General features: G+C 63.7%; 19 protein-coding genes. 18 read left to right on the top strand and 1 reads right to left on the bottom strand.

What is annotated here, in order from left to right:
- Positions 1–15: 15 nt before the first annotated feature.
- The 8 genes from MUO32_RS03770 to MUO32_RS03735 all read left to right on the top strand — a co-directional run bounded on the left by MUO32_RS03770 (position 16) and on the right by MUO32_RS03735 (position 11,375).
- Positions 16–531, top strand: coding sequence for an RNA polymerase sigma factor (locus MUO32_RS03770; protein WP_257946888.1), 516 nt, complete (start codon positions 16–18; stop codon positions 529–531).
- A gap of 148 nt (positions 532–679) precedes the next feature.
- Positions 680–1,612, top strand: a complete 933-nt coding sequence (locus MUO32_RS03765) for a FecR family protein (RefSeq protein ID WP_257946887.1) — start codon at positions 680–682, stop codon at positions 1,610–1,612.
- A 131-nt stretch (positions 1,613–1,743) separates the two neighbouring features.
- A complete protein-coding gene (locus MUO32_RS03760; protein ID WP_257946886.1) occupies positions 1,744–4,071 on the top strand; it encodes a TonB-dependent receptor in 2,328 nt (775 codons plus the stop codon).
- 63 nt (positions 4,072–4,134) lie between these two features.
- Positions 4,135–4,422, top strand: a complete 288-nt coding sequence (locus MUO32_RS03755; protein WP_257946885.1) for a DUF2218 domain-containing protein — start codon at positions 4,135–4,137, stop codon at positions 4,420–4,422.
- A 90-nt stretch (positions 4,423–4,512) separates the two neighbouring features.
- The gene (locus MUO32_RS03750; RefSeq protein WP_257946884.1) at positions 4,513–6,279 is read left to right on the top strand and encodes an IucA/IucC family siderophore biosynthesis protein; all 1,767 of its coding nucleotides are present in this window, start codon (positions 4,513–4,515) and stop codon (positions 6,277–6,279) included.
- Positions 6,263–9,256 (top strand): IucA/IucC family protein, encoded by a 2,994-nt coding sequence (locus MUO32_RS03745; protein ID WP_257946883.1) that lies wholly within the window; start codon positions 6,263–6,265, stop codon positions 9,254–9,256. Before MUO32_RS03750 ends, MUO32_RS03745 begins: the two co-directional genes overlap by 17 nt.
- A complete protein-coding gene (locus MUO32_RS03740; RefSeq protein WP_257946882.1) occupies positions 9,253–10,545 on the top strand; it encodes a DUF6005 family protein in 1,293 nt (430 codons plus the stop codon). The genes MUO32_RS03745 and MUO32_RS03740 overlap by 4 nt, the downstream gene beginning before the upstream one ends.
- Entirely contained in the window at positions 10,542–11,375 is an 834-nt protein-coding gene (locus MUO32_RS03735; RefSeq protein WP_257946881.1) for a sugar phosphate isomerase/epimerase, read from the top strand. The genes MUO32_RS03740 and MUO32_RS03735 overlap by 4 nt, the downstream gene beginning before the upstream one ends.
- Before the next feature lie 342 nt (positions 11,376–11,717).
- Here the strand turns inward: MUO32_RS03735 and MUO32_RS03730 are convergent, their stop codons facing one another.
- Positions 11,718–12,341, bottom strand: a complete 624-nt coding sequence (locus tag MUO32_RS03730; protein WP_257946880.1) for a TetR family transcriptional regulator C-terminal domain-containing protein — start codon at positions 12,339–12,341, stop codon at positions 11,718–11,720.
- A 125-nt stretch (positions 12,342–12,466) separates the two neighbouring features.
- On the opposite strand from MUO32_RS03730, the gene MUO32_RS03725 reads away from it, so the two are divergent.
- The 10 genes from MUO32_RS03725 to MUO32_RS03680 all read left to right on the top strand — a co-directional run bounded on the left by MUO32_RS03725 (position 12,467) and on the right by MUO32_RS03680 (position 24,707).
- Complete coding sequence (locus MUO32_RS03725) at positions 12,467–14,518, top strand: FAD-dependent oxidoreductase (RefSeq protein ID WP_257946879.1); 2,052 nt, start codon at positions 12,467–12,469, stop codon at positions 14,516–14,518.
- Positions 14,519–14,629: 111 nt separating this feature from the next.
- Positions 14,630–16,192 carry a D-aminopeptidase gene (locus MUO32_RS03720; RefSeq protein WP_257946878.1) on the top strand — a complete coding sequence of 521 codons (1,563 nt, stop codon included), beginning with the start codon at positions 14,630–14,632 and terminating at the stop codon, positions 16,190–16,192.
- Positions 16,193–16,291: 99 nt separating this feature from the next.
- The gene (locus MUO32_RS03715; RefSeq protein WP_257946877.1) at positions 16,292–16,909 is read left to right on the top strand and encodes a helix-turn-helix domain-containing protein; all 618 of its coding nucleotides are present in this window, start codon (positions 16,292–16,294) and stop codon (positions 16,907–16,909) included.
- A gap of 45 nt (positions 16,910–16,954) precedes the next feature.
- On the top strand, positions 16,955–18,025 hold the full coding sequence (locus MUO32_RS03710; protein ID WP_257946876.1) for an extracellular solute-binding protein: 1,071 nt from the start codon (positions 16,955–16,957) through the stop codon (positions 18,023–18,025).
- A gap of 60 nt (positions 18,026–18,085) precedes the next feature.
- Positions 18,086–18,988: an ABC transporter permease gene (locus MUO32_RS03705; RefSeq protein WP_257946875.1), complete on the top strand. Its 903-nt coding sequence runs from the start codon at positions 18,086–18,088 to the stop codon at positions 18,986–18,988.
- Positions 18,989–18,992: 4 nt separating this feature from the next.
- Positions 18,993–19,778, top strand: a complete 786-nt coding sequence (locus MUO32_RS03700; RefSeq protein WP_257946874.1) for an ABC transporter permease — start codon at positions 18,993–18,995, stop codon at positions 19,776–19,778.
- 2 nt (positions 19,779–19,780) lie between these two features.
- Complete coding sequence (locus MUO32_RS03695) at positions 19,781–20,896, top strand: ABC transporter ATP-binding protein (RefSeq protein ID WP_257946873.1); 1,116 nt, start codon at positions 19,781–19,783, stop codon at positions 20,894–20,896.
- A gap of 16 nt (positions 20,897–20,912) precedes the next feature.
- The gene (locus MUO32_RS03690) at positions 20,913–22,298 is read left to right on the top strand and encodes an FAD-binding oxidoreductase (RefSeq protein WP_257946872.1); all 1,386 of its coding nucleotides are present in this window, start codon (positions 20,913–20,915) and stop codon (positions 22,296–22,298) included.
- A 22-nt stretch (positions 22,299–22,320) separates the two neighbouring features.
- The gene (locus MUO32_RS03685; protein ID WP_257946871.1) at positions 22,321–22,680 is read left to right on the top strand and encodes a cupin domain-containing protein; all 360 of its coding nucleotides are present in this window, start codon (positions 22,321–22,323) and stop codon (positions 22,678–22,680) included.
- Positions 22,681–22,712: 32 nt separating this feature from the next.
- The gene (locus MUO32_RS03680) at positions 22,713–24,707 is read left to right on the top strand and encodes an FAD-dependent oxidoreductase (protein ID WP_257946870.1); all 1,995 of its coding nucleotides are present in this window, start codon (positions 22,713–22,715) and stop codon (positions 24,705–24,707) included.
- The last annotated feature ends 4 nt before the right edge of the window (positions 24,708–24,711 follow it).

The raw sequence follows: 24,711 nt of genomic DNA, 5'->3' as shown, positions 1-24,711 counted from the left end.
AGGGAACAGGTCGTCTTGAAGGACGGGGACGCGACGGCGTTGCTTTACGCCACCCACAAGCCCGCTCTGGTGCGATACGCCACGCGCATTCTCGGCTCGCGGGAGGCGGCGGAGGATATCGTGCAGGATGCCTTCATCCGGTTTGGCCCCGCCAACACGACCGGCACGGCCGCGGGCCAAACGCTCGCCTATCTCTACCGCATCGTGCGCAACCTCTGCTTCGATGTCATCAAGCGGCGGAAAATCGAGATGAGGGAGCGCGACCGTGAGCCGCCCTATTGGTCGATCCCACGCGCGGTCGAGACACCGGAAGAAAACGTCCTTGTTTCACAGGAGTTGCAGGTGATACGCGACGTGCTCGATGGCTTTCCGCTCGATGTGCGGGTCGCGGTCGAAATGCATCGCTTCGGCGGGCATACGCTGGAGGAGGTGGCGGCTCACCTTGGTGTCTCGGTCGCCACCGCGCATCGCCATGTGCGGGCCGCACTTGTCGAAATTGCGCTTCGCCTTGCCGATGCAACCTCGCGATGACGGCGATATGAAAAAAAATCGCGGCTAAATCGTCCCTACGCAGATATTGATTATTCGGCTAGAACTCGCGCACGGCACGGGGAGCCGGGGCACAGGTAGTATTTTGATCAGGGATGACACAGACGGGCGGCGCGCGATGGAAGAGGCCATGGATTGGCTTCTGCGCCTCAAGGACGAGCCGCAATGTCAGGAGGCCGTCCGCGGGCTTCATGCGTGGCTGGAAGCTTCCGAAGACAACCGCGCAGCATGGCAGGCGGCCCTGCGCACGTGGCAACTGCTCGGCGAAGTCAAGCCGCAATACACCGATCTCTGGTCCGTAAAGCCTGCTGAAAACGTTGTTGCTCATCCGGCCCTGCGTCGGCGTCGCTGGATTGCCGGCGTTGCACTTGCCGCGGTTGCGGCGATCGCAGTCGTTCTCGCCGGTCCTGCCCTGCTTCTGCGCCTTCAGGCGGATGTGATGACGGCAACGGGCGAAAGCCGCCTGGTGACGCTGGCGGACGGGACCGAGGTCAATCTCTCGGGCGGAAGCGCGATTGGCGTGGACATCACGGCGGAAGGGCGTCGGGTGCGCCTGCTCGCAGGCGAGGCTTTCTTCGATGTGGCGCATGATGCCGCCCGTCCGTTTACCGTGAAAGCCGGTGGCGCCAAGGTCGTCGTGCTCGGTACGGCCTTCGATGTGGCGCTCGACCCCTCCTCCACGACGGTGCAACTGGCGCGCGGCGTCGTCGGCCTTTCCGGCGCCGTCGCGTCGTCGGTCACGGGAATGGCGCCGGGCGATATGGCGACGGTCGATCACGATACCGGCGAAATCCTGCATGAGACCGTGCCGGTCGGCGAGATCGGGGCCTGGCGCAACGGACTGCTGTTCGTCAACGACGTTGCCGTGGAAAGCGTCGTCGCACGCCTGCAACGTTACCATCCCGCCTGGATCAGCCTGCCCGACCGGGCGCTTGCCCGGCAGCGGGTGACCGGCCTCTATGACCTGCGCGATCCCGACCGGGCTTTGCGTGCCCTCGTCCAGCCCCTGGGCGGGAAGGTCCGCACGGTGTCCGACTACCTGCGCGTGGTCTCGCGTTTTTAAGCTCACGAAAACTTTTCTGAAAAAATCAAGAAATTCGCACCGGACGTGAAAAAGATTCCGGCGCCGGTCGTCATTGCACCGGGAACGCGCGCCGGGGCGGCGCGTCCAAGGGTTATGACACCGGGGGTAAAATGCGTTTGCATATCGATCGAACGAACGGCGCGCGGGCCGGCGCACGGGTTCGCAATGTCTTCTTTGCCAAGCTGATGGTTTCCACGGCCGCCGCACTTCTCTTCAGCCTGCCGCAGGCCGCGTTTCAGCCGGCCGCGGCGCAGGAAAAGACGGCCCGTGTCGGTACGGTGGCTTTCGACATTCCGGCGCAGTCTCTGGCAAGCGCCTTGAATGCGTTCGGTCGCCAGTCGGGCCTGCAGGTTTCGCTTGCGGCGGCGACGTCGCGAGGCGTGACGTCCAGGGCGGTCAAGGGCAGCTATACGCCGGAGCAGGCGCTTGCTGCGCTTCTCGAGGGTACGGAAGCGCGCCATTCGATCACGCCCGAGGGCACGGCGATCGTGACGCCGAAGCATATTTCGCCGCTCGTCACCGGCTCGGTCGAGGATGGCTCGACAACGTTGCAGCAGGTGACGGTCGAAGGGGAAAGCAACGGTCAGGGCGGTGTCGGCAAGGTCAATATCACGGCCAAGGATCTCGAACGCAAGAACCCGTCAAATCTCCAGGACGTCTTCCGCGAGGAGCCCAGCGTCAAGGTCGGCTCGTCGCTGCCCATGTCGCAGAAGGTCTATGTCAACGGTATCGAGGAAACCAACCTTGCCGTCTCGATCGATGGCAGCCGGCAGAACAACAAGGTTTTCCATCACAATGCGACGACGCTGATCGATCCGGCGCTCCTGAAGGCTGTGAGTGTCGATGAGGGTGTGGCGCCCGCCGATGCCGGTCCGGGTGCCCTTGGCGGCGCCATCGCCTATGAGACGAAAGATGCGCGCGACCTTCTCGACGGCGACGGGTTCGGAGGCTTCGTCAACTCCAGCTACAATTCGAATGGCGGTGTTTTCGGCACCGGTGTTTCCGCCTACGGCCTCCACCAGGGTTTCGAGTATCTCGGCTATCTCAATTTCAGCAGGGGCGGCGAATTCTCCGATGCCAATGGCGACAAGGTACTGGGAACGCGTTCGAACTTCCTGAGCGGCCTCGGCAAGGTTGCCTATGAGTTCGAAAGCGGCGACCGTATCGAGATCAGCCACGAGGGCATCAAGGACAATGCACCCAGGCCCTTCCGCGCCAACATGCGCCATACGGACGGCAGCAAGCCGGGCGAACCCGTTGTCCGCGACTATAGTCTCGACCGAAACAACACGGTCCTGACCTATACCGACGAAACCCCTGAAGGCTGGTGGGATCCGAGGCTTGTTCTTGCCTATGGCACGACCGATGTCGGCACCACGGTTTACCTGCCGCCCGGCAGCGTGCCGGAAAAATATCCGATCGAAGGCATGACATCGACTTTTAACGGCAAGTTTGAAAACCGTTTCCATGTCGGCATCGGTACGGTGACGGCGGGCGTCGACTTCTACAGCGATCGCGCGGAACTGGATGATCTCTTCGATCCGGCGGTGGAAAAGGCGCAGAACGTTGGTGCCTATGTGCAGGCTCGCCTGGAGCCGTTCGACCGCGCACGCCTGTCGTTTGGCGGCCGTGCCGACCAGCAATGGTTTACCGGCACAGGCGGTCAGGAATTCGACAATGCCGGCCTCAGCGGCAACATCTCGGGCGAATACGACATTCTCGAAGATTTCCTGACGGCAAAAGCCGGCTACTCCCATGTGTGGTCCGGCATCCCGCTTGCGGAAAACTTCATCATGAACCCGAACTGGGTGTATCTGCCGGAGCCCGAGCCGGCGACCGCCGACAACTACACGGTGGGCCTCGAGGCCAAGTACAACGGCTTCTCGCTTGAAGGCACCATCTTCCGCACGGACATGGAGAATGTACGGTCGGCACGCTACCGCACCGCCTATACGCCTCGCCATGTGGAATCGGAAGGTTTCTCCATCGCTGCCGGCTACGAGTGGAACGAAAGTTTCGTGCGCGTGAAATACGTCAATACGGATTCGCTGATCGATGGACAGCCGGCGGATTCCGACACCGGTACCTATCTGACGACGCCTGTTGGCGAGATCATTACCATCGCAGCCGCCCATACCTTCTCGGACTATGGCGTCACGATCGGTGGCGACGTCGAATTCGCGCTGAAATATGACAAGCTGCCCGCGGCGCCGGTGGGCGAACCGGCCTACAAGCCCTTCAAGGCCTACCAGGTGTTCAACGCCTATCTCGAATACAAGCCGCCGAGCCACAAGAACCTGACGCTGCGTGCCGACGTGAAGAACATCTTCAACGAGGTTTATGCGGATCGCGCGACCTACGGTCAGGAATTCGGCGTGGTCGATCCGCTTTACCAGCCCGGTCGCTCGTTCCTCGTGAGCCTGCGCGCCACCTTCTGACATCATCGTTCCCGGCGGCGCGGTGCCGCCGGGAACGGACCATCGGAAAGAGGAGGACCCTCCATGGAAGCCACCACCCGATTCGAAACCGAAAACAGCGCAAAATACCTGCAGCAGCTCTGCAAGCATTTCGCCCACAAGGTCGTTGTGACGCTTCGCGAGACCAGCGGCGAGTGCCGCTTTTCCTGCGGCACCTCGGTGCTCACCATCGCGGATAACGGGCTCGACATCCATGTCGCCGCCGCGGACGAAGAGGGCCTTCGCGATACCAAGGCCGTTATCGAGGATCACCTCCTGCGCTTCGCCTTCCGCGAGGCTCCGCCGCCGTTTGTCTGGCGCGCTGTCACCTGAGCGCACGCCCAGTCGTCTGAAATCCCGTTTTCAATTTCGAGCCGGCTTGCCGTATTGCGCGGCGCTGTCGGCCGGCGTTCCAGGTGAACCATGGTTTCTGTACAACAGACTGCCGAAGCGGCAACCTTCCAGAGTTTTGCGAACTGCTACCTTCGCGAGATCAATCCCGGCGTTTCCGCCACCCATCGCGATGGTTTGCGCAGCGTCGAATGCATCGAATGGACGCTGGCCAGCCAGCGCCTCGTGCTTCGCGCCGAAATTTCCTCCCGCTCGCTTTGCGGCCCTCTTCATTTCGGCACGATCTGGACACGTCCGGCGGCGGATCCGCAATGGCGCAGCATCGAACCGATGAGTGCCCTGCCTTTCCTCATCCAGGATGCCGGCCGGCTTTTCGAGGGTGGCAGGCGCGAAAGTGCGCGTGCCTATGAACTCGGCCTGATGCAGCGCGTGCTGCAAAGCTATCAGGGCACGGCGGAGAACCTGGCTGCTGCCCGCCCGCTGGCGGCCGACAGCTTCACCTTCCTCGACGCCGAGCGCGCCATCGCCTACGGCCACTGGCTGCATCCGACGCCGAAGAGTCGCGAAGGCATGAGCTTCTGGCAGCAGGACACCTATGCCCCCGAATTCGCCGGCGACTTCTCGCTACGCTATTTTGCGGCGGCGAACGACCTCGTGCGGGCAGACAGCGCAATCGGCCGGTGCGCGGCGGACATCGTGCGCTCGCTCGCTCCGGATGCGCCGCTTGCCCCGGGTGAAACCCTCCTCCCCATGCATCCCCTGCAAGCCGAGGCATTGCTGCTCGACCCGGCTGTGCAGGCATTGATCAATGACGGCGCATTGCGACCGCTGGGTCCGCGCGGTCCGCGCTTTGCCGCGACGTCTTCCGTGCGCACCGTCTACAATGCCGCCCTGCCCTTCATGCTGAAATTTTCGCTTCCGGTGCGCATCACCAATTCGCTGCGCGTCAACCGGCTGCATGAGCTGAAGGCGGGCATCGCCGTCGCGCGGCTCATCGACCGGGCCGGCATTGCCGGACGTTATCCGGGCTTCCACATCGTTCGGGACCCCGCGCATATCTCGCTCGCCCTGCCCAGCCGGGCCGAAAGCGGCTTCGAGGTGATCGTGCGCGAAAACCCGTTCCGTGCCGGTCGCGACCGGGGCATCGTGACGTTGGCGGCGCTGACGGCCGATCCGCTGCCGGGCGGGGTTTCGTTGCTGGAGGCCGTTCTTCGCCGGCTTTCGACGGGCGGTGAGTGGGATCTCCCCCGCGTTGCGGCCATCTGGTTCGAGCGCTATCTCGACCATGCGCTCGATCCGTTGCTGGCGCTCTACGACGACTTCGGCATCGCGCTTGAAGCACACCAGCAAAACAGCCTGCTCGACCTGTCGAGCGGTTTCCCCTCGGCCTATTACTACCGCGACAATCAGGGCTTCTACCTCGCGGAACGGCATCGCTCATCCCTCGCCCGGCTCGTGCCGGAAATGGAAGAGATCGAAGGCCTCTATTTCCCGGAGGCCGATATCCACGATCGCTTTGCCTACTACGCCATCGTCAACCAGATTTTCTCCGTCATCTCACGCATGGGCCATGACGGCCTCGCCGAGGAGGCAGCGTTGTTGAGGATCCTCCATCGGCGCCTCGAAAACCTGGCGCACGTGCTGACCGGAGCCGGCCGGCGTTTTGCCGAAAGTCTCATTCACGCTCCGACCATTGCCGCCAAGGCGAACTTGAGGGCACGGCTCTTCGGTGTCGATGAATTGCAGGCGGAGGATACCCGCTCGCTCTACCGGCGCATCGAAAACCCGCTGTGGAATGCCGGTGCGGCGGAAAGGCTTGGCCATGCCCTTGCCTCTTGAAGACGTAAACCGTCCCGACGACCGCGTCCTGCGCCAGCTCGTCGCCGCGCTCATCTTCGAAAAGCTCGTGGCACCGGTGCACGACCCGATCCTGCCGGACGGCCTCGTCTGGCACCTTGGCGATCGCGCCTATCGGTGCCGCGCCGCCATCGGTCCTTTCGGTCGCTTGCGCATCCAGCCTTTCTCCGTCGAATGCCGGTTTGCCGATGGTTGGGCTGCGGCTGACCTTGCGGACCTCATCTCGGCTCTGCCGGGCCCTGCGGAAAACCGCGAGAAGCTGCTCTCCGAACTGAACCTGACGGTCGCGTTCGCCCGTTGGAACCGTGAGGAAATCATGCTGCGCGACCGCCGCGCAATGTCCTTTGCCGGTATCGAAGGTGCGCTCGAGGAGGGGCATCCTTACCACCCGTGTTACAAAGCACGCAGCGGGTTCACGTTCGACGACAACCGGGCCTATGGGCCGGAGGCGAGCATGCCTTTCCGCCTCGTCTGGCTGCTCATCGCGCGCCGGCACTTGGGGCAGGCGCTGCCCGCCGAGGAGGAAGCCTTCTGGGTTGCCGAACTCGGTACGGAAACTTTTGCCGAGCTTCAGGCGCGCTGCGCCGGGCTGGGCCTTTCCACTGCCGATTTCGGTTTCGTGCCATTGCATCCCTGGCAATGGGGGCATCTGAAGGATGAACGGCTTGCCGATTGGCTGGCGAGCGGCGAGGCGCATTTTCTCGGACCCGCCGGAGACCGCTATGTCGCAAGCCAGTCCGTCCGCTCGCTGCACAATCTCGACAACCCGCGGCGGGCAAGCGTCAAACTGTCACTCGGCATCGTCAATACGTCGTCGCGCCGCATTCTTGCACCGCATTCCGTCTGCACCGCGCCCGTCCTCTCCGACTGGCTCGGCCGCGTTGTGGCCAGCGATCCCCTGTTTACGGACCGCTATCGGCTGACGATCCTCAAGGAATATGCGGGTATCGTCGCCGATCGCGACGGCCCGCTCGCCGGTGAAATCGCCGTCATCTGGCGCGAGAGCGCGGAGGCGATGGTGTGCCCCGGTGAAGCGGTCGTACCGTTCAATGCGCTTGCCGTGTTCGAGGTTGACGAAAAACCCTTCATTGCACCGTGGCTTGCGCGCCATGGCTTCGACGCATGGTTTTCCCGTCTGATCGAGGTCGCGGTGCTTCCCGTGTGGCACCTGCTGGTGAAGCATGGCATCGCCCTGGAGGCTCATGCGCAGAATATGTTGCTCGTGCATCGCGACGGCTGGCCGGAACGGCTGATCCTGCGCGATTTTCATGAAAGCATGGAATACGCCCCGGCCTTTCTGCGCGACCCGCAGCTTGCACCGGGTTTCGCCGCGCTGAATCCTGTCTATGCGGCCGCCGAGCCGGATGACTACTACTGGACGAATTCGCTCGACATGCTGCGCGAGCTCGTCATGGACACCCTCTTCGTCCACAATCTCACCGACCTCACCCATCTCCTCAAAACCGCCGGCCACGCCACGGAAGATGCGCTTTGGGCACGGATCGCCCAACGTCTCGAAACCTACGCCGCCGAACATGGCCTTGCCGACCGTCAGGCAAAACTCGGTCACCGAGCCCGCACTATCCGCACGGAATCGCTGATGGTGCGCAAGCTGCTCGCGGTGGCGCCCGAATATCACCACGCCATTCCCAATCCCTTTGCGCCCGAGAAACGGGCCACAGGAGGACCCATGCTGCAGATTGACGACCGTGCCTACGGACAGGCCGAATTCGAAGACCGTATCGAGACGATGGCCGAAACGGCCGGTCTCGACCGCGCGGCAGGCGGGCGGCTTGCCGTCTGCTTTCCGGAAACGGCCGACTGGCTGGCCCTCTTCTTCGCCATACGCGCCCGCGGCGCGAGCGTGCTGCCGATCCACCCCGGCACGCCCTACGATGCTGCGCTGAAGCTCGCCCGCACAGCAGGCTGCGACCGGCTCTACTACAACAGCACGATCCCGGAGGAGATCGGCGAGCGCATCGGCGGCGAGGGCCAGCTTCTGCAGATGAGTTCCGGCACGACCGGCGCGCCGAAATGCATTGCCCGCAGCTGGTCGGAGATCGACGCGGAGGTGCGCAGCTATGTCGACACCTTCCGTGAACCGGAAACGATGACCCCCGTCGTCGCCTGCCCGACCACCCACTCCTATGGTCTCATCTGCGGCATCCTCGTCGCGCTGGAGCGTGGCCAGACACCGCTCATCCTCAATACCGCCAACCCGAAATACCTGCTGCGCCGCCTGCGCGAGACCGAACGGCCCTTGCTCTATTCCTCCCCGGCAATCCTGCATACGCTCGCACGCCTGACGCCCGAAGGGGAAAAGCTGCACGCGGTGATGACCTCGGGCACGCTGTTACCGGAAGCCTGGTTCGGCACGATCCGTGCGAAGGCAAACCATGTCTTCCAGCAGTACGGCTGCTCGGAAGCCGGATGCATCGCGATCAATCCGGACCTGACCGCCGCTGGCGACATGGGCTATGTGCTGCCGCACCTCTCGCTGGAAATGGGCGGTTCGGCAGATGCGCCCGGCGAGATCGTCGTGACGCGCAACGGCCGGCCGATCGCCACGCGGGACCTCGGCTACCGGCGCGCCGACGGCATGCTCGTCTTCGTCTCGCGGCTCGACGACATGATCAACGTCTCCGGCCTCAACGTCTATCCGGCCCAGGTCGAGGAGGCCGTCATGACGATGCCCGACGTCACCGATGCGGTCGCCTTCCGCCGCGAAGACCGCTTTGCCGGCGAGCGCGTTGGGCTCGTCTTCTCGGCCAGGACCGCCGCGTCACCACAGGATATCCGCGCCTGGTGCATGCCGCGCCTCGCCTCCCACCAACTGCCGACCGAGATCGTGCAGGTCGATGCGGTTCCGCGTCAGGCGAACGGCAAGATCAGCCGGCGCGAGGTCGCCGCGCGCTTTGCGGCCGGCGCGTTCACCCCGAGCAAGGAGGCCGCCGAATGAGCGAGATCGACATCATCGCCGCTGTTCGCACGGTTCTTGCCGTGCACATGAACCATCCTCATCTTGCGGGCTTTGCGCCGGAGGCGCGGCTCAACGAAGACCTCTATCTCGACTCCGTGCTGATCCTGCAGATCTTTCTCAATCTGGAACTCGAGTTCGGCCTCAGCGTGCCGGAGGAAATCATCAGCCGACAGGACATCGCCACCGTCGCGGACCTCGCTGCCCTCTTGGCTCGCGGCAGTGCGCCCGCCCCGCTGCCCGTGGCAGGAGAAGGCGTGCATGGTGAGCTGGACTACGACATCAAGGTCCATTGCTTCGTCAGTTGCCTCTGCGACGGGTTGAAGAAGCGCAAGCTCGATCACCGGCCGTTCTATTTCGGCATTTGGGATACGCCCTTTGCCGTCAGCGAGCGGTCACAACTGCTCTATCATGGTCCCGGCATCACGCAGGACTTCTTCAAGACCTGGTTCGAACGGCTCTACGGCATCGCTGTCGAGGATTGGTACGACGAGGCTCGTTCAAAGGAGCAGAATATAGAGACGCTCCTGACGCGTGTCGCGCACCGGCCCGCCGAGGGCAGTGTCATGGTTATGCTCGACATGTTCCACCTCCCGGAGCGCGAAAACAAATTCAACCAAAATCCCTTCCCGCATTACCTGATGCTGGAAGAATCGGAAAATCCGGCGATGTTCAGCGTGCTCGACCCGGACTACCGCTGGGAAGGCGAGATCGCCCGCGAGACGGTCTTGAATGCCGTGCGCCAGCCGACGGTCGCCGGCGGCTATTCCTTTGACGGAAGTGCTGCGCATCCTCCGGAGGATGCGGACGTGCGCGCCTATTTCGAAGCCTGCTTCCGCCCGCACGACAATCCGCTCGCCGATCGCCTGCGCGAGATCGTGCGTGTCCACCTCGCCGGCCGCGGCGGGCTGACGCTCGGCGATCTGCCGCTTGCCGTGCGCGAGCTGCCGGTCATCACCATTCGCAAATATGCCTATGAGCACGGCTTCGCCTATTTTTGGCGCGCATTGAAGCTGCCGGCGGCAGAATTCGATCCGTGGTGCGACGAGATCGAGATGCTGATTCAGCTTTTGAAAACCCTGCACTATGACTGCATGAAGCTTGGACAAACGGCAGATACGGGTCTTGCCGCCGCCGTGCTCAGGCGCATCGACGAGATCGACGCGCAGGAGTTCAAGCTGAAGCGAAAGCTCGGCGTGATTTTCGAGCAATGGTGCGCGGAACGCTTCCCTTCCGATCTTGCGCCCGAAGCCCGGAGGGCCACACGATGAGGCTTTCGCTCTGCACCATCACCTTCCGCCATCACCTGATTTCGCTCGACGAGATCGCCGCTTTCGCCTGGGCTAACGGCTTCGACGGGATAGAGCTATGGGGCGTGCATGCCCGCAGCCTCGATCACCGTCCCGAGCGGAATGGCGAATGGCTTGCCGCGCTCGGCCTCGGCGTGCCCATGGTGAGCGATTACCTCCCGCTGGATGCCGAGACCATGGAGTTGCGTCGGCGCATGTTCGCGCTGGTGCGTCTGGCCCGGCGCTGGCAGGCGCGCAAGATCCGCACCTTTGCCGGGAGCAAGGCGAGCGTGCGCACCGATGCGGCGGAACGCCGCCTTATCACCATGCGATTGCGTGAGCTCGCCGCACTCGCCGCCGACCACGGTCTGTCGCTGCTCGCCGAAACGCATCCGAACACGCTTGCCGATTGCGGAGCATCGACACTGCAGTTGGTGGAGCAGGTGGATCATCCGGCCTTCGGGATCAATTTCGATACGCTGCATGTCTGGGAAGGGGGCGATGATCCGGTGGCCTTCCACCAGCTGATCCGGCCGCATGTCCGCCACTACCATTTCAAGAACATTCGCGCCCGCGCTGACCTGACGGTCTTCGAGCCGGCGAATGTCTATGCTCCGGCGGGTCGGCGCGATGGCATGACGCGGCTTTTCGAGGGGGCGGTGGATTATGGGCCCTTCCTGGAAACGCTTGCCGGAGATGGCACGGTCGAGGCCTCGCTGGAGTGGTTCGGTGCCGATTGCCTGGATGTACTGCGTCACGACAGGCAGAAGCTCACGGAAGCCAGCGCCGTCCTGCTCCGTACCGCGAGCTGAATAGCCGGGACAACACGACGCGTTGCCGCCTTCGGCTCGGGCGAGCAGAGCGCCAAGGCGAGACTGGACAATGAACTCGTCGCCCCGACCGCGGCCTGGCAGAAGGGGCAGGTCGTCTGCCTGCCCTCGGGGGATTTCTACATCGCGGCCGGCGGCGCGCGCGCCCATGGTGCGAGCCTTCGACGCGATCCCCAGGGGCTTTGGCGAGGCGAACTGACATCGGGTTCGCCATCTCAATACATCTTGACGGCGCTTCCCCACAGGCGCCGTCCGCGGGGCAGATCTTTCGCTGTCCCTCACCGGAAGCGCGTCCCATCGGGACGCGCTTTTCGCTTTCGAACGCTACGGCTGAAGCCTGATATCCAAGAGCTTCTCGATGGAGCGGATGCCGAGTGCGATCAGTTTCTCGACGCCATCGGGCGACTGGCTGAGCCCGGCCTCGATCCAGAGGCCGTCGAGCATCGCATGAACGACCACGGTGGTGCTTTCCAGCTCTTCGGCCGAAAGCGCGCGCCCTTCGGCGGCAAAGACGGCGGCGATCAGCGGTTCGGTGGCGTGACGCAGCGCCAGGTAGCTTTCCTCGCGTATCGCAGCGATCTCGGGATCGACGCGGCTCTGGCTGACGAACGTTGCCCAGAGCGAAAGCAGCCGTGAGTTGGAGGCGGGTGTGTCGAGCGTGGCGACGATGAAGCGGCGCAGCCGCGCGTGCGGCGTGCCGTCGGTGGCTCTCAGTTCACGCATGGAATTGGTGGAAATCAGCTCGATGGTGCGGCGGTAGGCGGCGAGGATGAGGTTTGCCTTGGCATCGAAATGATGGCGGATGAGGCCATTCGATACGCCAGCCCTCGCGGCAACCGCGCGCACGGACGTGCCCTGGATGCCGAGTTCGGCAATGCATTCCAGCGTCGCCTCGATGAGGTCGCGCTGTTTCCCGCTATCGGGAAAACCGTCGTCGGCGCCTGTCATGTCCACGCTCCCTGCATCTATGCTTCTTATAACGAAAGGGCGATCGGTTTCCAAATTTCCGACTATACACTCGCATAGTCCTATGCAACTGTATAGTCGGACGACAGGCCCTGGGGAGGAAAACCATGCGCGATCCACGTTACGACATCCTGTTCGAGCCGGTGCGGATTGGCCCGGTCACAACGCGCAACCGCTTCTATCAGGTGCCTCACTGTAGCGGGATGGGGCATCGCTACCCCGAAGCGGATCTGTCTCTGCGCCGCATGAAGGCGGAAGGCGGCTGGGGCGTGGTTTCCACGCAGGAAACTGAAATCCACCCTTCCTCCGACATTTCGCCCTCCAATCAGCAGCGCATCTGGGACGATTGTGACGTCGATCGGCTCAAGAAGCTGACCGAGGCGGTACACGAGCATGGAAGCCTTGCGGCCATCCAACTCGTCCACAACGGTATCCACACCGCCAATCGCCTGACCCGCATCGCGCCCTACGGCCCTTCGGACATGGTCGTTGACGTCGAGGATCCCGTGCAGGCGCGCGCGATGGACAAGGCCGACATCGCTGCGTTCCGCAAATGGCACCGCGATGCGGCGCTGAGGGCAAAGCGCGCGGGTTTCGACATCGTCTATGTCTATGCCGGCCACGATATGACGCTGCTCCAGCATTTTCTGCTCGCGCGGCACAACTCCCGAACCGATGAATATGGCGGCAGCTTCGAGAACCGTTTGCGTCTGTTCCGCGAGGTTCTGGCCGATACGCGCGATGCCGTCGGCGACCGCTGCGCTATCGCGGTGCGGTTTGCCGTCGAGGAATTGCTGGGGGCCGAGGGCTTGCAGCATGACGGCGAGGGGCGTGACGTCGTTGCAGCACTGGCGGAAGAGCCCGATCTCTGGGACGTCAATCTTTCCAACTGGTCGAATGACAGCCAGACCGCCCGCTTCTCGCAGGAAGGTTTCCAGGAGGCTTATACCGCCTTCGTCAAGACGGTGACGACGAAACCGGTCGTCGGTGTCGGCCGCTATACCTCGCCGGACGCAATGGTGCGGGCGATCCGCAGCGGCGTGCTCGACCTCATCGGCGCGGCCCGTCCCTCCATCGCCGATCCTTTCCTGCCGAAGAAGATCGAGACGGGCCGCATCGACGACATCAGGGAATGCATTGGCTGCAACATCTGTACTGCGGGCGATAACACGGTCGTGCCGATGCGCTGTACGCAGAACCCGACTATCGGCGAGGAAGCCCGCAAGGGCTGGCATCCGGAAATCATCCCGGCATTCTCAAGGCCGCAATCCGTGCTCGTCATCGGCGGCGGCCCGGCCGGGTTGGAAGCCGCGCGGGCGCTTGCCCAGCGGGGTGCGGATGTCACCGTCGCCGAGGCTGGACGCGAATGGGGTGGCCGGGTAACGAAGGAAGCCAGGCTCCCGGGCCTTGCGACCTGGGCGCGGGTGCGCGACTGGCGCATGACGCAACTGCGTCAGGCCCCGAATGTCGAGCTCTATCTCGATAGCCCGCTCACCGCCGAGGATGTGCTGTCCTACGGGATCCAGCATGTGGCGATCGCGACAGGCGCTCGCTGGCGCACCGATGGCGTCGGTCGGATGCACCGAGCACCCCTGCCCTTCCTGTCCGGCAATCGCGTTGTCGGTGTCGATGCGCTTCTCGACAAGGGGGCGGCGGCCCTTCCGGACGACGGCCCCGTCGTGATCTTTGATGACGACCGCTATTACATGGCGAGCGTTCTCGCCGAAATGATCGCGCTGTTGGGCCGCAAGGTGACCTTCGTCACGCCCGCATCCATCGTCGCGCCCTGGACGGATCACACGCTGGAGCAGCGCCGGGTACAGACCCGCCTGATCGAGCTTGGCATCGACATCGTGCTGTTGCATCAGCTTGGCGATTTCAAGCCAGATGTCTTGAGCGTGGAATGCGTCTATTCCGGAAAACGGCGGGAGATCGACTGTTCCACCGTGGTGCCGGTAACGGCGCGCCTGCCGGTTAACCACCTTTGGCATGGCCTTTCGGCCTGCGCGAAGGCCTGGGCGGATCACGGCATCGAGACCGTGGAACGCATTGGCGACTGCCTCGCCCCCGGCATCATCGCCGCCGCCAATTATGCCGGGCATTTCTACGCCCGAAAACTGGCCGGGACGGAAGCCGAGGATTGCAATGCCTATCGCTGAGCGGGAAAGAGAGCCGCGCGGCTCTTGCCAAGGGCGTGTTGCTGGCGTTTGTTGCGCGCGGAGCCGAAGCGCGCCTTCGGCTCTACATGTGCTTACAGACAGGGTAATGGAATGACGATGCTTGATACTGCGGCGCTCGACCGGGCGCTGAACCGCCTTCCCCATCGGTTTCGCGGGCCGGGAGGCGTGGCCGGTATCGTCAAGGATGGCAAGGTCGTGGCACGTCGCGCCTGGGGTTTTGCCGACATGTATCGCCGGCTGCCGATGACGGCGCAGACGCGCTTGCCGATCTGCTCGATTTCCAAGCAGTTCACCTGCGCCTTGCTGCTCGACCAGTTCGGCGATCCCGCCACGCTGGACGACAAGGTCGGCGAATTCCTGCCCAACTATCGCGAGCGGCTGCCGACAGTTTCGGAACTCTGCCACAATCAGTCGGGCTTGCGCGACTACTGGGCGTTGACGGTGCTGCAGGGCGCCTATCCGGAAAACGAGTTTCGCCGCGAGGATGCCCTGCCGCTCATCGCCAGCGCGAAGACCGGCCATTTTCCGGCCGGCGCGCATTATTCCTACAGCAATGGCAATTTCCGCATTCTCGGTGAACTGATCGAGCGGGGCACAGGCCGCGACCTCGCCGACCTCCTTGCAGAGCGCCTGTTCGTGCCGGCCGGCATGTCCACGGCTGTTCTGTCGCCGAACACGCGCGTGCCGCCCGATGGGGTCATCGGCTATGAAGGCAACGACGATGTCGGCTTCCTCCCGGCGGATAACGGCGTCTACTGGTTCGGCGATGCCGGCATCGCCGCCTCGCTGGACGACATGCTCGCATGGGAATGCCATATCGATGCGACACGGGACGATCCGGGCGGCGTCTACAATCGTCTCTCGGCACCCGCCTTCTATGCAGATGGCGCGCCCGCGACCTACGCCTATGGCCTGCGCCAGGATGTCTATCGGGGCTTGAATTTCACGGGCCATGGCGGAGGCCTGCGCGGCTTCGGCTCCTACCGCATGCATCTGGCGAAGGAGCGTCTGTCGGTGGTCGTCATGTTCAACCACGGTACAAGCGCCTACAACGCGGCAACGATGCTGGTTGACGCCGCGCTTGGCTTGGACACCGCGACGGAAACGATCCCGCCGACGGATTGGGACGGGTTGTGGCTGGACGAAGCACAGGGGCTTGTCGTGCGCACCGTAGCGGATGCCGACGGCGTGAAACTCCACTACGGTCCTTCCGCCACCCGAGCGACCGTTGCACCCGACGGCATCGCGCGTGGACAGGATTTTTCACTCGGCAAGGAAGATGGCCGCCTGCTCATGCTGCGAAGGAGCGAGAATCTCACCGTCTCGGCGCGCCAGCTCGAGCCGGTGGAATGGGCGGATGCGACGCTGATCGCCGGTCGCTACTGGTCCGAAGAGCTGGAGGCCTTTCTGGAGATCGAAGCGCGCGATGGCGCAGCCTTCGCCGTCTTTGAAGGTCTATACGGCAGGGGGCCGATGGAGCGCATGTACGCGTTGGCTGAGGACGTCTGGATCGTCACCAGTCGTCGCGCCCTCGATGCCGCCGCTCCTGGCGACTGGACGGTGCTGATCCAGCGGGATGCCGCCGGTGTGGTAACGGGCCTTTCCGTCGGCTGCTGGCTGGCGCGCGGCGTTACATATCGCCGCGTGATTTAGGCCTCCCATACGCCTATCGAGAAAAAACTGCGTGGAGACGCATTTCGCGATTGCTAATCCTCGCTCCACTTAATATGTTGTTAAGTGAGGAGTGAGGCTATGGGCGACATCGCGGTAGCGACGAAGAATCAGGCCGTCATCGGCGAGAAGGTCAAGTCCTTCCGCACGGCCCGACGCATGTCGCTGCGGGCGCTGGGGGATGCGACGGGCACCACCGCGAGTTTCCTCAGTCAGCTGGAACGCGGCCTTAGCGGTGTGAATATCAGTACGCTGATGCGTATCGCCGGTGCGCTCGGCATTAGCCTTACGGACCTTTTCGACGACGGCTCGCCGGCGGTCGGCCGCGTCTTGCGCAAGGACGAGCGTCCGGCCCTGCCGCCGGCGGAGGGCTATCGCAAGATGCTTTTGTCGCGGCGGCCGATCCGCGACATGGAAGTCTATATCGGCGAGTTCGATCCGGGTGGCTCGACGGGTGAAAAGCCCTATAGTCACGGGGATTCACAGGAACTGTTCTTCGTTGTCCGCGGCGAGGTTGAACTCACCCTCGGCGACGAGCGTCATGTGCTGTCGTCCGGTGACAGCATCGAATATCCAAGCTCGGTTCCGCACAAGACCGTCAATATCGGCACGGAAACCGCTGAAGTCATCTGGATGATCGCGCCGCCCACCAGCGTCGCCGATGATCTCGACAAATACCTGCCCCGGCCCGGCTCGTAGCCCCGGCAGGAACAACGTAACGCGAGCGCTACTGGGAGTATCAACATGAAGAGATTTGCGAGGGCTTTGGCCCTGACGATGACGTGCGCCCTGGCGTTGCCGGTATTCGCACAGGACAAGCCGGTCGCCGGCGAAATCAAGGAAGGCTCGCTCAAGGGCAAGACCCTGACCTTCGTTTCCTATGGCGGCATCTATCAGGACGGCCAGGTCGCGGCGCTCAAGGAATTCGTCGACAAGTCCGGCGTGACGCTTTTGAATGACGGCCCGACCGAAATCGCCAAGCTGAAGGCGCAGGTCGATGCCGGTAACGTGACCTGGGACGTGGTCGATACCGCCGACCTGCCGCCCTACGTGCATTGCGGCACGCTGTTCCAGAAGCTCGACTTCTCCAAACTCGACGTCTCCAAGATTCCGCCTGGCCAGGTCGGCGAATGCTCGGTTCCGGCGATGAACTACGGCGTCGTCCTGATGTACAAGAACGAGACCTACAAGGATAACCCGCCGAAGAACTGGGTCGATTTCTTCGATACGGAAAAGTTTCCGGGTTCGCGCGCCATCGATGGCTCGGGCGATCCGACCGGTGGCCTGATCGAGCAGGCCTTCAAGGCGGCTGGCGGCGATCCGAAGGCGATGACGCCTGACGATATCGAGAAGGGCATCCAGAAGCTGCGCGATCTTGGTCCCGACACGATCTACTGGAAGACCGGTGCGGAGAGCCAGCAGCTCGCCGAATCCGGCGAAGCCGACATGATCATGATGTGGACCGGACGTGCCATGACCGCCGTGAAGAACGGCGCCGCCTATACGCCGGTCTGGCAGGATTGGCTGGTCGTGATGGACCAGATGACCATTCCGGTCGGTGTCAAGGATACGGATGCGGCCTACGCGCTGCTCAACGCCTATCTCGGTGCGAACGCTCAGGCGGTGCTCACCGAAAAGACCTCCTACACGCCGATCAACTCGGACGCCAAGCCGAAGGTCGATGATGCGACGGCCGCCTTTCTCACCTCGACGCCGGAGCGCAACGCGCAGGGCTACCAGCAGAACATTCCGTTCTGGGTGAAGAATTTCGACCTCGCCGCCGAAAAGTGGAACGCGCTTCTCTCCGGCAACTGAGCCGCTGATTGACCGCAGGCCCGGTTTTGGCCGGGCCTGCTTCCAACACGGGAGATGTCCATGACCGCCACGCCCGATGAAGGTTTGCGGACCGGCCCCGCCGCCGGTTCCGGCCAACCCGTATTCCTTTCACGTTTCCGGCCGCGCGGTGCGGTCTGGCTTGCAGCACCCGCCGTTCTGGTGCTACTCGTCGTGCTCGCCTATCCGCTCGGCATCGTCGTGTGGCGTTCCTTCACCGATCCCGCACCCGGCATCGAAAACTACGTCTGGTTCTTCCAGTCCGCGGTGAACCGCACGGTGCTGCAACGCACCTTCATCGTCGCCGGCTGGGTCACGCTCGTTTCCCTCGTCTGCGCCTATCCCTACGCCTACGCCATGACCATCGTCGGCAAGAACATGCGGCTGGCGCTCATTCTGTGCGTGCTCGTGCCCTTCTGGCTGAGCGGCGTGGTGCGCACGCTCGCCTGGGTCATCCTGCTGCAGGATTCCGGCGTCATCAATTCCATCCTGCGAGGCCTCGGCCTGTCGCCGGTCAAGCTCATCCGCACGTTGCCGGGCGTCATCATCGGCATGACGCAGGTGCTGCTGCCCTTCATGATCCTGCCGATCTATTCCGTGATGAAGGGCATCGACACGCGCCTGTTGCAGGCCGCCCGCAGTCTTGGCGCAAAACCCTGGAAGGCCTTCCTGCAGATTTATATGCCGCTGTCGCTGCCGGGCGTCTATGCCGGTGCGATCATCGTCTTCATTCTGTCACTCGGCTTCTACATCACGCCGGCTTTGCTCGGCGGACCGCGCAGCATCCTGTTGTCTTCGCTGGTGCAGAACCAGGTGCTGAGCCTGCTCAACTGGGGACGCGGCGGCGCGATGGGTGTGGTGCTCCTCATCGCCACCTTCGTGCTTCTCGCCCTGGCGGCCCCGCTGATGCGCCAGAAGCATACGTCCTCGCGCAGGGAGGCTTGACGCCGTGCCTTCGTTCTCCCGCATTCTGCTCGGTCTTTTCTGCCTGCTCGTCGCGATCCTGCTGCTCGCGCCGACGCTAGTCGTGATCCCGATGTCGTTCAACGGCAACAAGTCGCTGGCCTTTCCGCCTGTCGGATTCAGCTGGCAATGGTACGAGAACTTCTTCAGCAACCCGGACTGGACGACGAGTTTCACCAATTCGCTGATCGTCGCCCTCATCGTTGCCGTGGTCGCGACGGTGATCGGCACGCTCGCCGCCTTCGGCGTCACCCGCGCGGCGGCGCGGACCGGCGGGTTGCTGCGCGCCCTGCTGATCACGCCGATGGTCGTGCCGGGCGTGGTGCTGGCGATCGGCATCTACGCGGTCTATCTCGATGCGCATCTCGTCGGCACCGTTACCGGCTTCGTGCTGGCCCATACCATGCTCGCCATTCCCTTCGTGCTCATCGCCGTGCAGGCGAGCCTCGAAGTCTTCGATCGCCGGCTGGAGACTGCCGCTTCGAGCCTGGGCGCCGGGCGCTTGACGGTGTTCCGAACGGTGACGCTGCCGCTGATCCTGCCGGGCGTCCTCTCCGGCGCGCTTTTCGCCTTCATCACCTCGTTCGACGAAATCATCGTCGCGCTGTTCATCACCAGCCCCTATCTCAAGACGCTGCCGGTGCAGATCTACTCGTCGATCACGCGCGACGCCGATCCGACCGTCGCCGCCGTCGGCACGCTGCTCTTCATAGCCACGTCGCTCATCATCATTGCCGGCCTGCTCCTGGGCATGCGCCGTGGAAGGACCTGACCATGACCGCACCCCAACGCTCCGCCGGTGCCGCGATCGAAATCCGCAAGGCCTCGAAACACTACGGTGCCTTCACGGCGCTCAAGGATATCGATCTCCACATCCGACCTGGCGAATTCATGACGCTGCTCGGTCCTTCAGGCTCCGGCAAGACCACGACGCTGAACCTGATCGCCGGTTTCACGGACATCAGCTCCGGCGCGCTGGAGATCGGCGGCAAGAGTGTCACCGGCCTGCCCTCGCACAAGCGCAACATCGGCGTGGTCTTTCAGCACTATGCGCTTTTCCCGCACATGACGGTTGGCAAGAACGTCGCCTATCCATTGTCCCTGCGCGGCATCAAAGGGGACGACCGTGAGAAACGTGTCAGGCGCGCGCTCGACATGGTGAAGATGGCCGATTTCGCCCATCGTTACCCCAACGAACTCTCTGGCGGTCAACAGCAGCGCGTGGCGCTCGCCCGCGCGCTTGTCTTCGATCCGCCGCTTCTCCTGATGGACGAGCCGCTCGGCGCGCTCGACAAGAAGCTGCGCGAATGGCTGCAACTCGAGATCAAGCGCATCCACCGCGAACTCGGCACCACTTTCGTCTACGTGACGCACGATCAGGAAGAGGCGCTTGTCCTCTCCGACCGCATCGCCGTATTCAATGGTGGTCGCATCGAGCAGATCGGCACAGGCCGCGAACTCTACGACAATCCAGCCACGCTCTTCGTCGGCCGCTTCATCGGCGAGTCTACCGTGTTGCGCGGCGTAGCGGAAGCGTCTGGCGACAATACGATCGTGACCATCAGCGGCCAGAAGATCCTTGCGCATGGTCGTCTTGCCGGCGATGCGCGCCCGGTCATCCTGCTGCGGCCGGAACGCGTGGCGTTGAAGCGCCCGGGCGTTGATGCGATCACGGGGGAAAACCGCCTCACCGGCACGGTGGCCGAAGCCATCTATCTAGGCTCCGGCTCGAAATACGAGGTGCGGTTGGCGGATGGCACCACTGCCGTCGCGCGCAGTCCGCTTGGCGCCGTCGATTTTGCCATCGGCGACACCGTCGATATCGCCTTCCTGCCCTCCGATCTCATCCTCCTCCCAGATGACGCCAGCGCCGACGTGACGCTGACCTGAACCCGAAAGCACTGCCATGGACGTCAAGACCAACGGTAACATTTCCTTCTGGTATGCCGATATCGGCGGTATACCCCAGAAGCGCCCTGCCCTTCCCGGCGATCGCGAAGCCGATGTCTGCATCATCGGGGCCGGCTATACCGGTCTGTGGACCGCCTATTACCTGAAGAAGGCCGACCCCTCGCTCAACATCGTCATCGTCGAGCGGGAATTCGCGGGCTTCGGCGGATCGGGCCGCAACGGTGGCTGGCTGTCGGGCGGCTTCAGCTGGTCGCGCGAAAAATATCTCAAGACCTCCAGCCGCGGCGCCGTCGTCGACATGCAGCGCGCCATGGCCGGCACCGTCGACGAGGTGATCCGCGTCACGGAGGCCGAAGGCATCGACGCGGATATCCTGCGCGTCGACAATATTACCTTCGCGACCAACACGCCGCAGCTCGAACGCGCCCGCGAGGAATACCAGTTCTATCTCGACTGGCAGATGCCGGCGGAGCGCATCGAAATGCTGTCGGCAGAGGCTGCGGCAAAGCGCATCCGGGTTGCCAATGTCCTGGGCGCCTTCGTCATTCGCGACATGGCGCGCGTCCAGCCGGCCAAGCTGGTGCGCGGTCTTGCGAAGGTAGTGGAAGGGCTGGGTGTCTCGATCTTCGAGGGTACTTCCGTCACGGGCTTCGAAAAGGGCCGCGTCGAAACCGATCGTGGCGTGGTGCGCGCGCCGGTCATCATCCGTGCGACGGAAGGTTTCACCGCCGGTCTACCGGGGCACGAACGCACCTGGCTGCCGCTCAACAGCGCGCAGATCGTCACCGAACCGGTGCCGGAGGCGCTGTGGAGGGAGATCGGCTGGGAAGGTCATGAACTGCTTGGGGATGCTGCGCACGCCTATTGCTATGCCCAGCGCACCCGTGAGGGCCGCATCACCATGGGTGGGCGCGGGGTGCCCTATCGCTTCGGTTCGGCGACAGACGTCAACGGCCAGACGCAGCAGGCGACCATCGACCAGCTTCACGGTATCCTCACGCGTCTGCTGCCGCAGACGAAATCGCTGAAGATCGACCATGCTTGGTGCGGCGTGCTCGGCGTGCCGCGCGACTGGTGCACGACGGCGGGCTTCGACCGCGAGAGCGGCATCGGTTGGGCTGGCGGTTACGTCGGGCTTGGCGTTTCCAGCACAAACCTTGCCGGCCGCACGCTGGCCGACCTCGTGCTTCGCCGCGATACGGAACTGACAGGCCTGCCCTGGGTCAACCGCACCGTGCGCAAGTGGGAGCCGGAACCGTTTCGCTGGCTCGGCGTGCATTCCATGTACCAGCTCTACCGCATGGCCGACGAGCGCGAATTCGCCGGCCTGCAACACACGTCCGAACTCGCGGCCCTGGCAGACAGCATCACCGGCCACTGACCCCTATTCAAAGGATTTTCCCATGATTAGTTTTGAGAATTTCGGCGACCTCCTGAAGCTCGACATCGGCGCTTTCACGGCCAAGCCCACCTCCATCGAAGGCGACCAGACGGAGGCGACGCTGGTGCTTTGGACCAGTGCGCACGAGAAGATGGAAACCGGCATCTGGGAATGCACACCCGGCCGGTTCACCGCCGACCGCAGCCAGAATGCCGAAGTCTGCCACCTGCTCACCGGCCGCGTCACGCTGCACAACAGCGACGGCACGTCGCGTGAGATCGGTGCGGGCGAGATGTTCGTGCTGCCGCTCGGCTGGCGCGGCGAATGGACGATCCACGAACAGACCCGCAAGATCTACACGATGCTTGCCAGCGACGCCTGACGGGCCTGATCGCATTGGGAGGAGGACACTCTATGACTGAAGCCGACCTTTCGCGCGGAGCGGTCGCGCACGCGCCATCCGCGTTTCCGCATCTGTTCCAGCCGCTGAAGATCCGCGGTGCGGAATTGAAGAACCGGATCATGTCCACCGGCCACGATACGACGCTGCCGACGGACGGCCTCGTCAACGAAGCCCTCCTCGCCTACCACGCCGCCCGTGCCAAGGGCGGCGTCGGCCTCATCGTCAGCCAGGTGGCGGGCGTGCACGAGACGGCGCGCTATACCTCGCACATGCTGATGGCGACGGAGGACGACTGTATCGACGGCTATCGCCGGCTTGCCGATCTCTGTCATGCCGAAGGCTGTGTGCTCTTCTCACAGCTCTTTCATCCCGGCCGCGAAATCATGGAAGGTGGCGACGGTCTTCTGACTGTTGCCTATGCCCCGTCGGTTACGCCGAACGAACGGTTTCGCGTCATGCCTCGCGCGCTCGACAAGCGCATGATCGACGAGATCGTCACCGGCTATGCGTCTGCGGCCCGGCGCATGCATGCGGCCGGCGTCGATGGCGCCGAATTCGTGGCAAGTCACGGCTACCTGCCGGCACAGTTCTTCAATCCGCGCGTCAACCGCCGTGAAGATGGTTATGGCGGCTCGCTGGAAAACCGGCTGCGTTTTGCCGAGGAAGCGCTTGCGGCGATGCGTGCGGCGACGTCGGAGGACTTCGTCATCGGCATGCGCATCAGCGCCGGTGAACGCGACGAAGCGGGCCTTGCCAATGACGAAGCGCTGGAAATCTGTCGTCGGCTGGAGCCGATGCTGGACTATGTGAGCATTACGACAGGTACGTCCGCCTCGCTCGGCGGGGCCGTGCATATCGTGCCGCCGATGGCCTACCGTGCCGCCTATCTCGCGGGTGACGCGGCGCGATTCCGCAAGGCGCTTGGCATTCCCGTCTTTGTGGCGGGCCGCATCAACCAGCCGCAGGAGGCAGAGGCGGTGATTGCCGGCGGTTCGGCGGATGTCTGCGGCATGACGCGCGCAATGATCTGCGACCCCGAGATGCCCGGCAAGGCGCTGGAGGGGCGCATGGACGACATCCGGGCCTGCATCGCCTGCAACCAGGCCTGTATCGGCCACTTCCATCGGGGTGTGCCGATCTCCTGCATCCAGCATCCCGAAACCGGCCGCGAGCTGAAATTCGGCTCGCTCGAGCCGGCCGCCCGCCCGAAATCGGTCATGGTCGTCGGCGGTGGACCTGCCGGCCTGAAGGCGGCATCCGTTGCCGCAGCGCGCGGTCACAGGGTGACGCTCTACGAGGCCGCAAGCCAGTTGGGCGGCCAGGCGCTGCTTGCCCAGCAACTCCCGCGACGCTCGGAATTCGGCGGCATCGTCACCAACCTTTCCCACGAGGTGGCGCTCGCCAATGTGCGTGTGGAACGCGGCATCCGCGTCGACAGGGCGCTGGTCGAGGCGGAACGGCCGGATGCCGTCATCCTCGCCACCGGTGCAAAACCCTATCGGCCGGAGCTTCCGCTTGATGACAGCGTCCAGGTCGTCGATGCCTGGCAGGTCCTGCGCAAGGAGGTGAAGACCGGCAGCCGCGTCGTCGTGGTCGACTGGCGCTGCGACTGGATCGGTCCCGGCATCGCCGAACTTCTCACAAACGAAGGCTGCAGTGTCGATCTCGCCGTGAACGGCACGCATCCGGGTGAGTTGCTGCCGCTTTACGTGCGCGACAACATCGCCGCCGAACTGCACCGTATCGGCGTGCGGGTGACGCCCTATGCCCGTCTCTACGGCTGCGACGGCGGCACCGTCTACATGCAGCACACGACGAGCGACCAGCCGATCCTCTTCGAGGGTGTCGACACGCTGGTGCTGTGTCTTGGGCACGAGCCGGTCGACGAACTCTCCGGCATCCTGCGCGATCTCGTGCCGGAAGTGCACATCATTGGCGACGGCCTTGCCCCGCGCACGGCGGAGGAAGCGGTCTACGAGGGGCTGAAAGTGGCGGCCAGGCTGTGAGGGC

This window comes from Shinella sp. CPCC 101442, assembly GCF_024704725.1.
Taxonomy (GTDB): Bacteria; Pseudomonadota; Alphaproteobacteria; order Rhizobiales; family Rhizobiaceae; genus Shinella.
This window is presented reverse-complemented; position numbering and strand designations above follow the sequence as displayed.

Bases quoted from the DNA above. Each gene is read 5' to 3' on its own strand.
- MUO32_RS03765 (WP_257946887.1), top strand. From the start codon at position 680: ATGGATTGGCTTCTGCGCCTCAAGGACGAGCCGCAATGTCAGGAGGCC.
- MUO32_RS03760 (WP_257946886.1), top strand. From the start codon at position 1,744: ATGCGTTTGCATATCGATCGAACGAACGGCGCGCGGGCCGGCGCACGG.
- MUO32_RS03755 (WP_257946885.1), top strand. From the start codon at position 4,135: ATGGAAGCCACCACCCGATTCGAAACCGAAAACAGCGCAAAATACCTG.
- MUO32_RS03750 (WP_257946884.1), top strand. From the start codon at position 4,513: ATGGTTTCTGTACAACAGACTGCCGAAGCGGCAACCTTCCAGAGTTTT.
- MUO32_RS03745 (WP_257946883.1), top strand. From the start codon at position 6,263: ATGCCCTTGCCTCTTGAAGACGTAAACCGTCCCGACGACCGCGTCCTG.
- MUO32_RS03740 (WP_257946882.1), top strand. From the start codon at position 9,253: ATGAGCGAGATCGACATCATCGCCGCTGTTCGCACGGTTCTTGCCGTG.
- MUO32_RS03735 (WP_257946881.1), top strand. From the start codon at position 10,542: ATGAGGCTTTCGCTCTGCACCATCACCTTCCGCCATCACCTGATTTCG.
- MUO32_RS03730 (WP_257946880.1), bottom strand. From the start codon at position 12,341: ATGACAGGCGCCGACGACGGTTTTCCCGATAGCGGGAAACAGCGCGAC.
- MUO32_RS03725 (WP_257946879.1), top strand. From the start codon at position 12,467: ATGCGCGATCCACGTTACGACATCCTGTTCGAGCCGGTGCGGATTGGC.
- MUO32_RS03720 (WP_257946878.1), top strand. From the start codon at position 14,630: ATGACGATGCTTGATACTGCGGCGCTCGACCGGGCGCTGAACCGCCTT.
- MUO32_RS03715 (WP_257946877.1), top strand. From the start codon at position 16,292: ATGGGCGACATCGCGGTAGCGACGAAGAATCAGGCCGTCATCGGCGAG.
- MUO32_RS03710 (WP_257946876.1), top strand. From the start codon at position 16,955: ATGAAGAGATTTGCGAGGGCTTTGGCCCTGACGATGACGTGCGCCCTG.
- MUO32_RS03705 (WP_257946875.1), top strand. From the start codon at position 18,086: ATGACCGCCACGCCCGATGAAGGTTTGCGGACCGGCCCCGCCGCCGGT.
- MUO32_RS03695 (WP_257946873.1), top strand. From the start codon at position 19,781: ATGACCGCACCCCAACGCTCCGCCGGTGCCGCGATCGAAATCCGCAAG.
- MUO32_RS03690 (WP_257946872.1), top strand. From the start codon at position 20,913: ATGGACGTCAAGACCAACGGTAACATTTCCTTCTGGTATGCCGATATC.
- MUO32_RS03685 (WP_257946871.1), top strand. From the start codon at position 22,321: ATGATTAGTTTTGAGAATTTCGGCGACCTCCTGAAGCTCGACATCGGC.
- MUO32_RS03680 (WP_257946870.1), top strand. From the start codon at position 22,713: ATGACTGAAGCCGACCTTTCGCGCGGAGCGGTCGCGCACGCGCCATCC.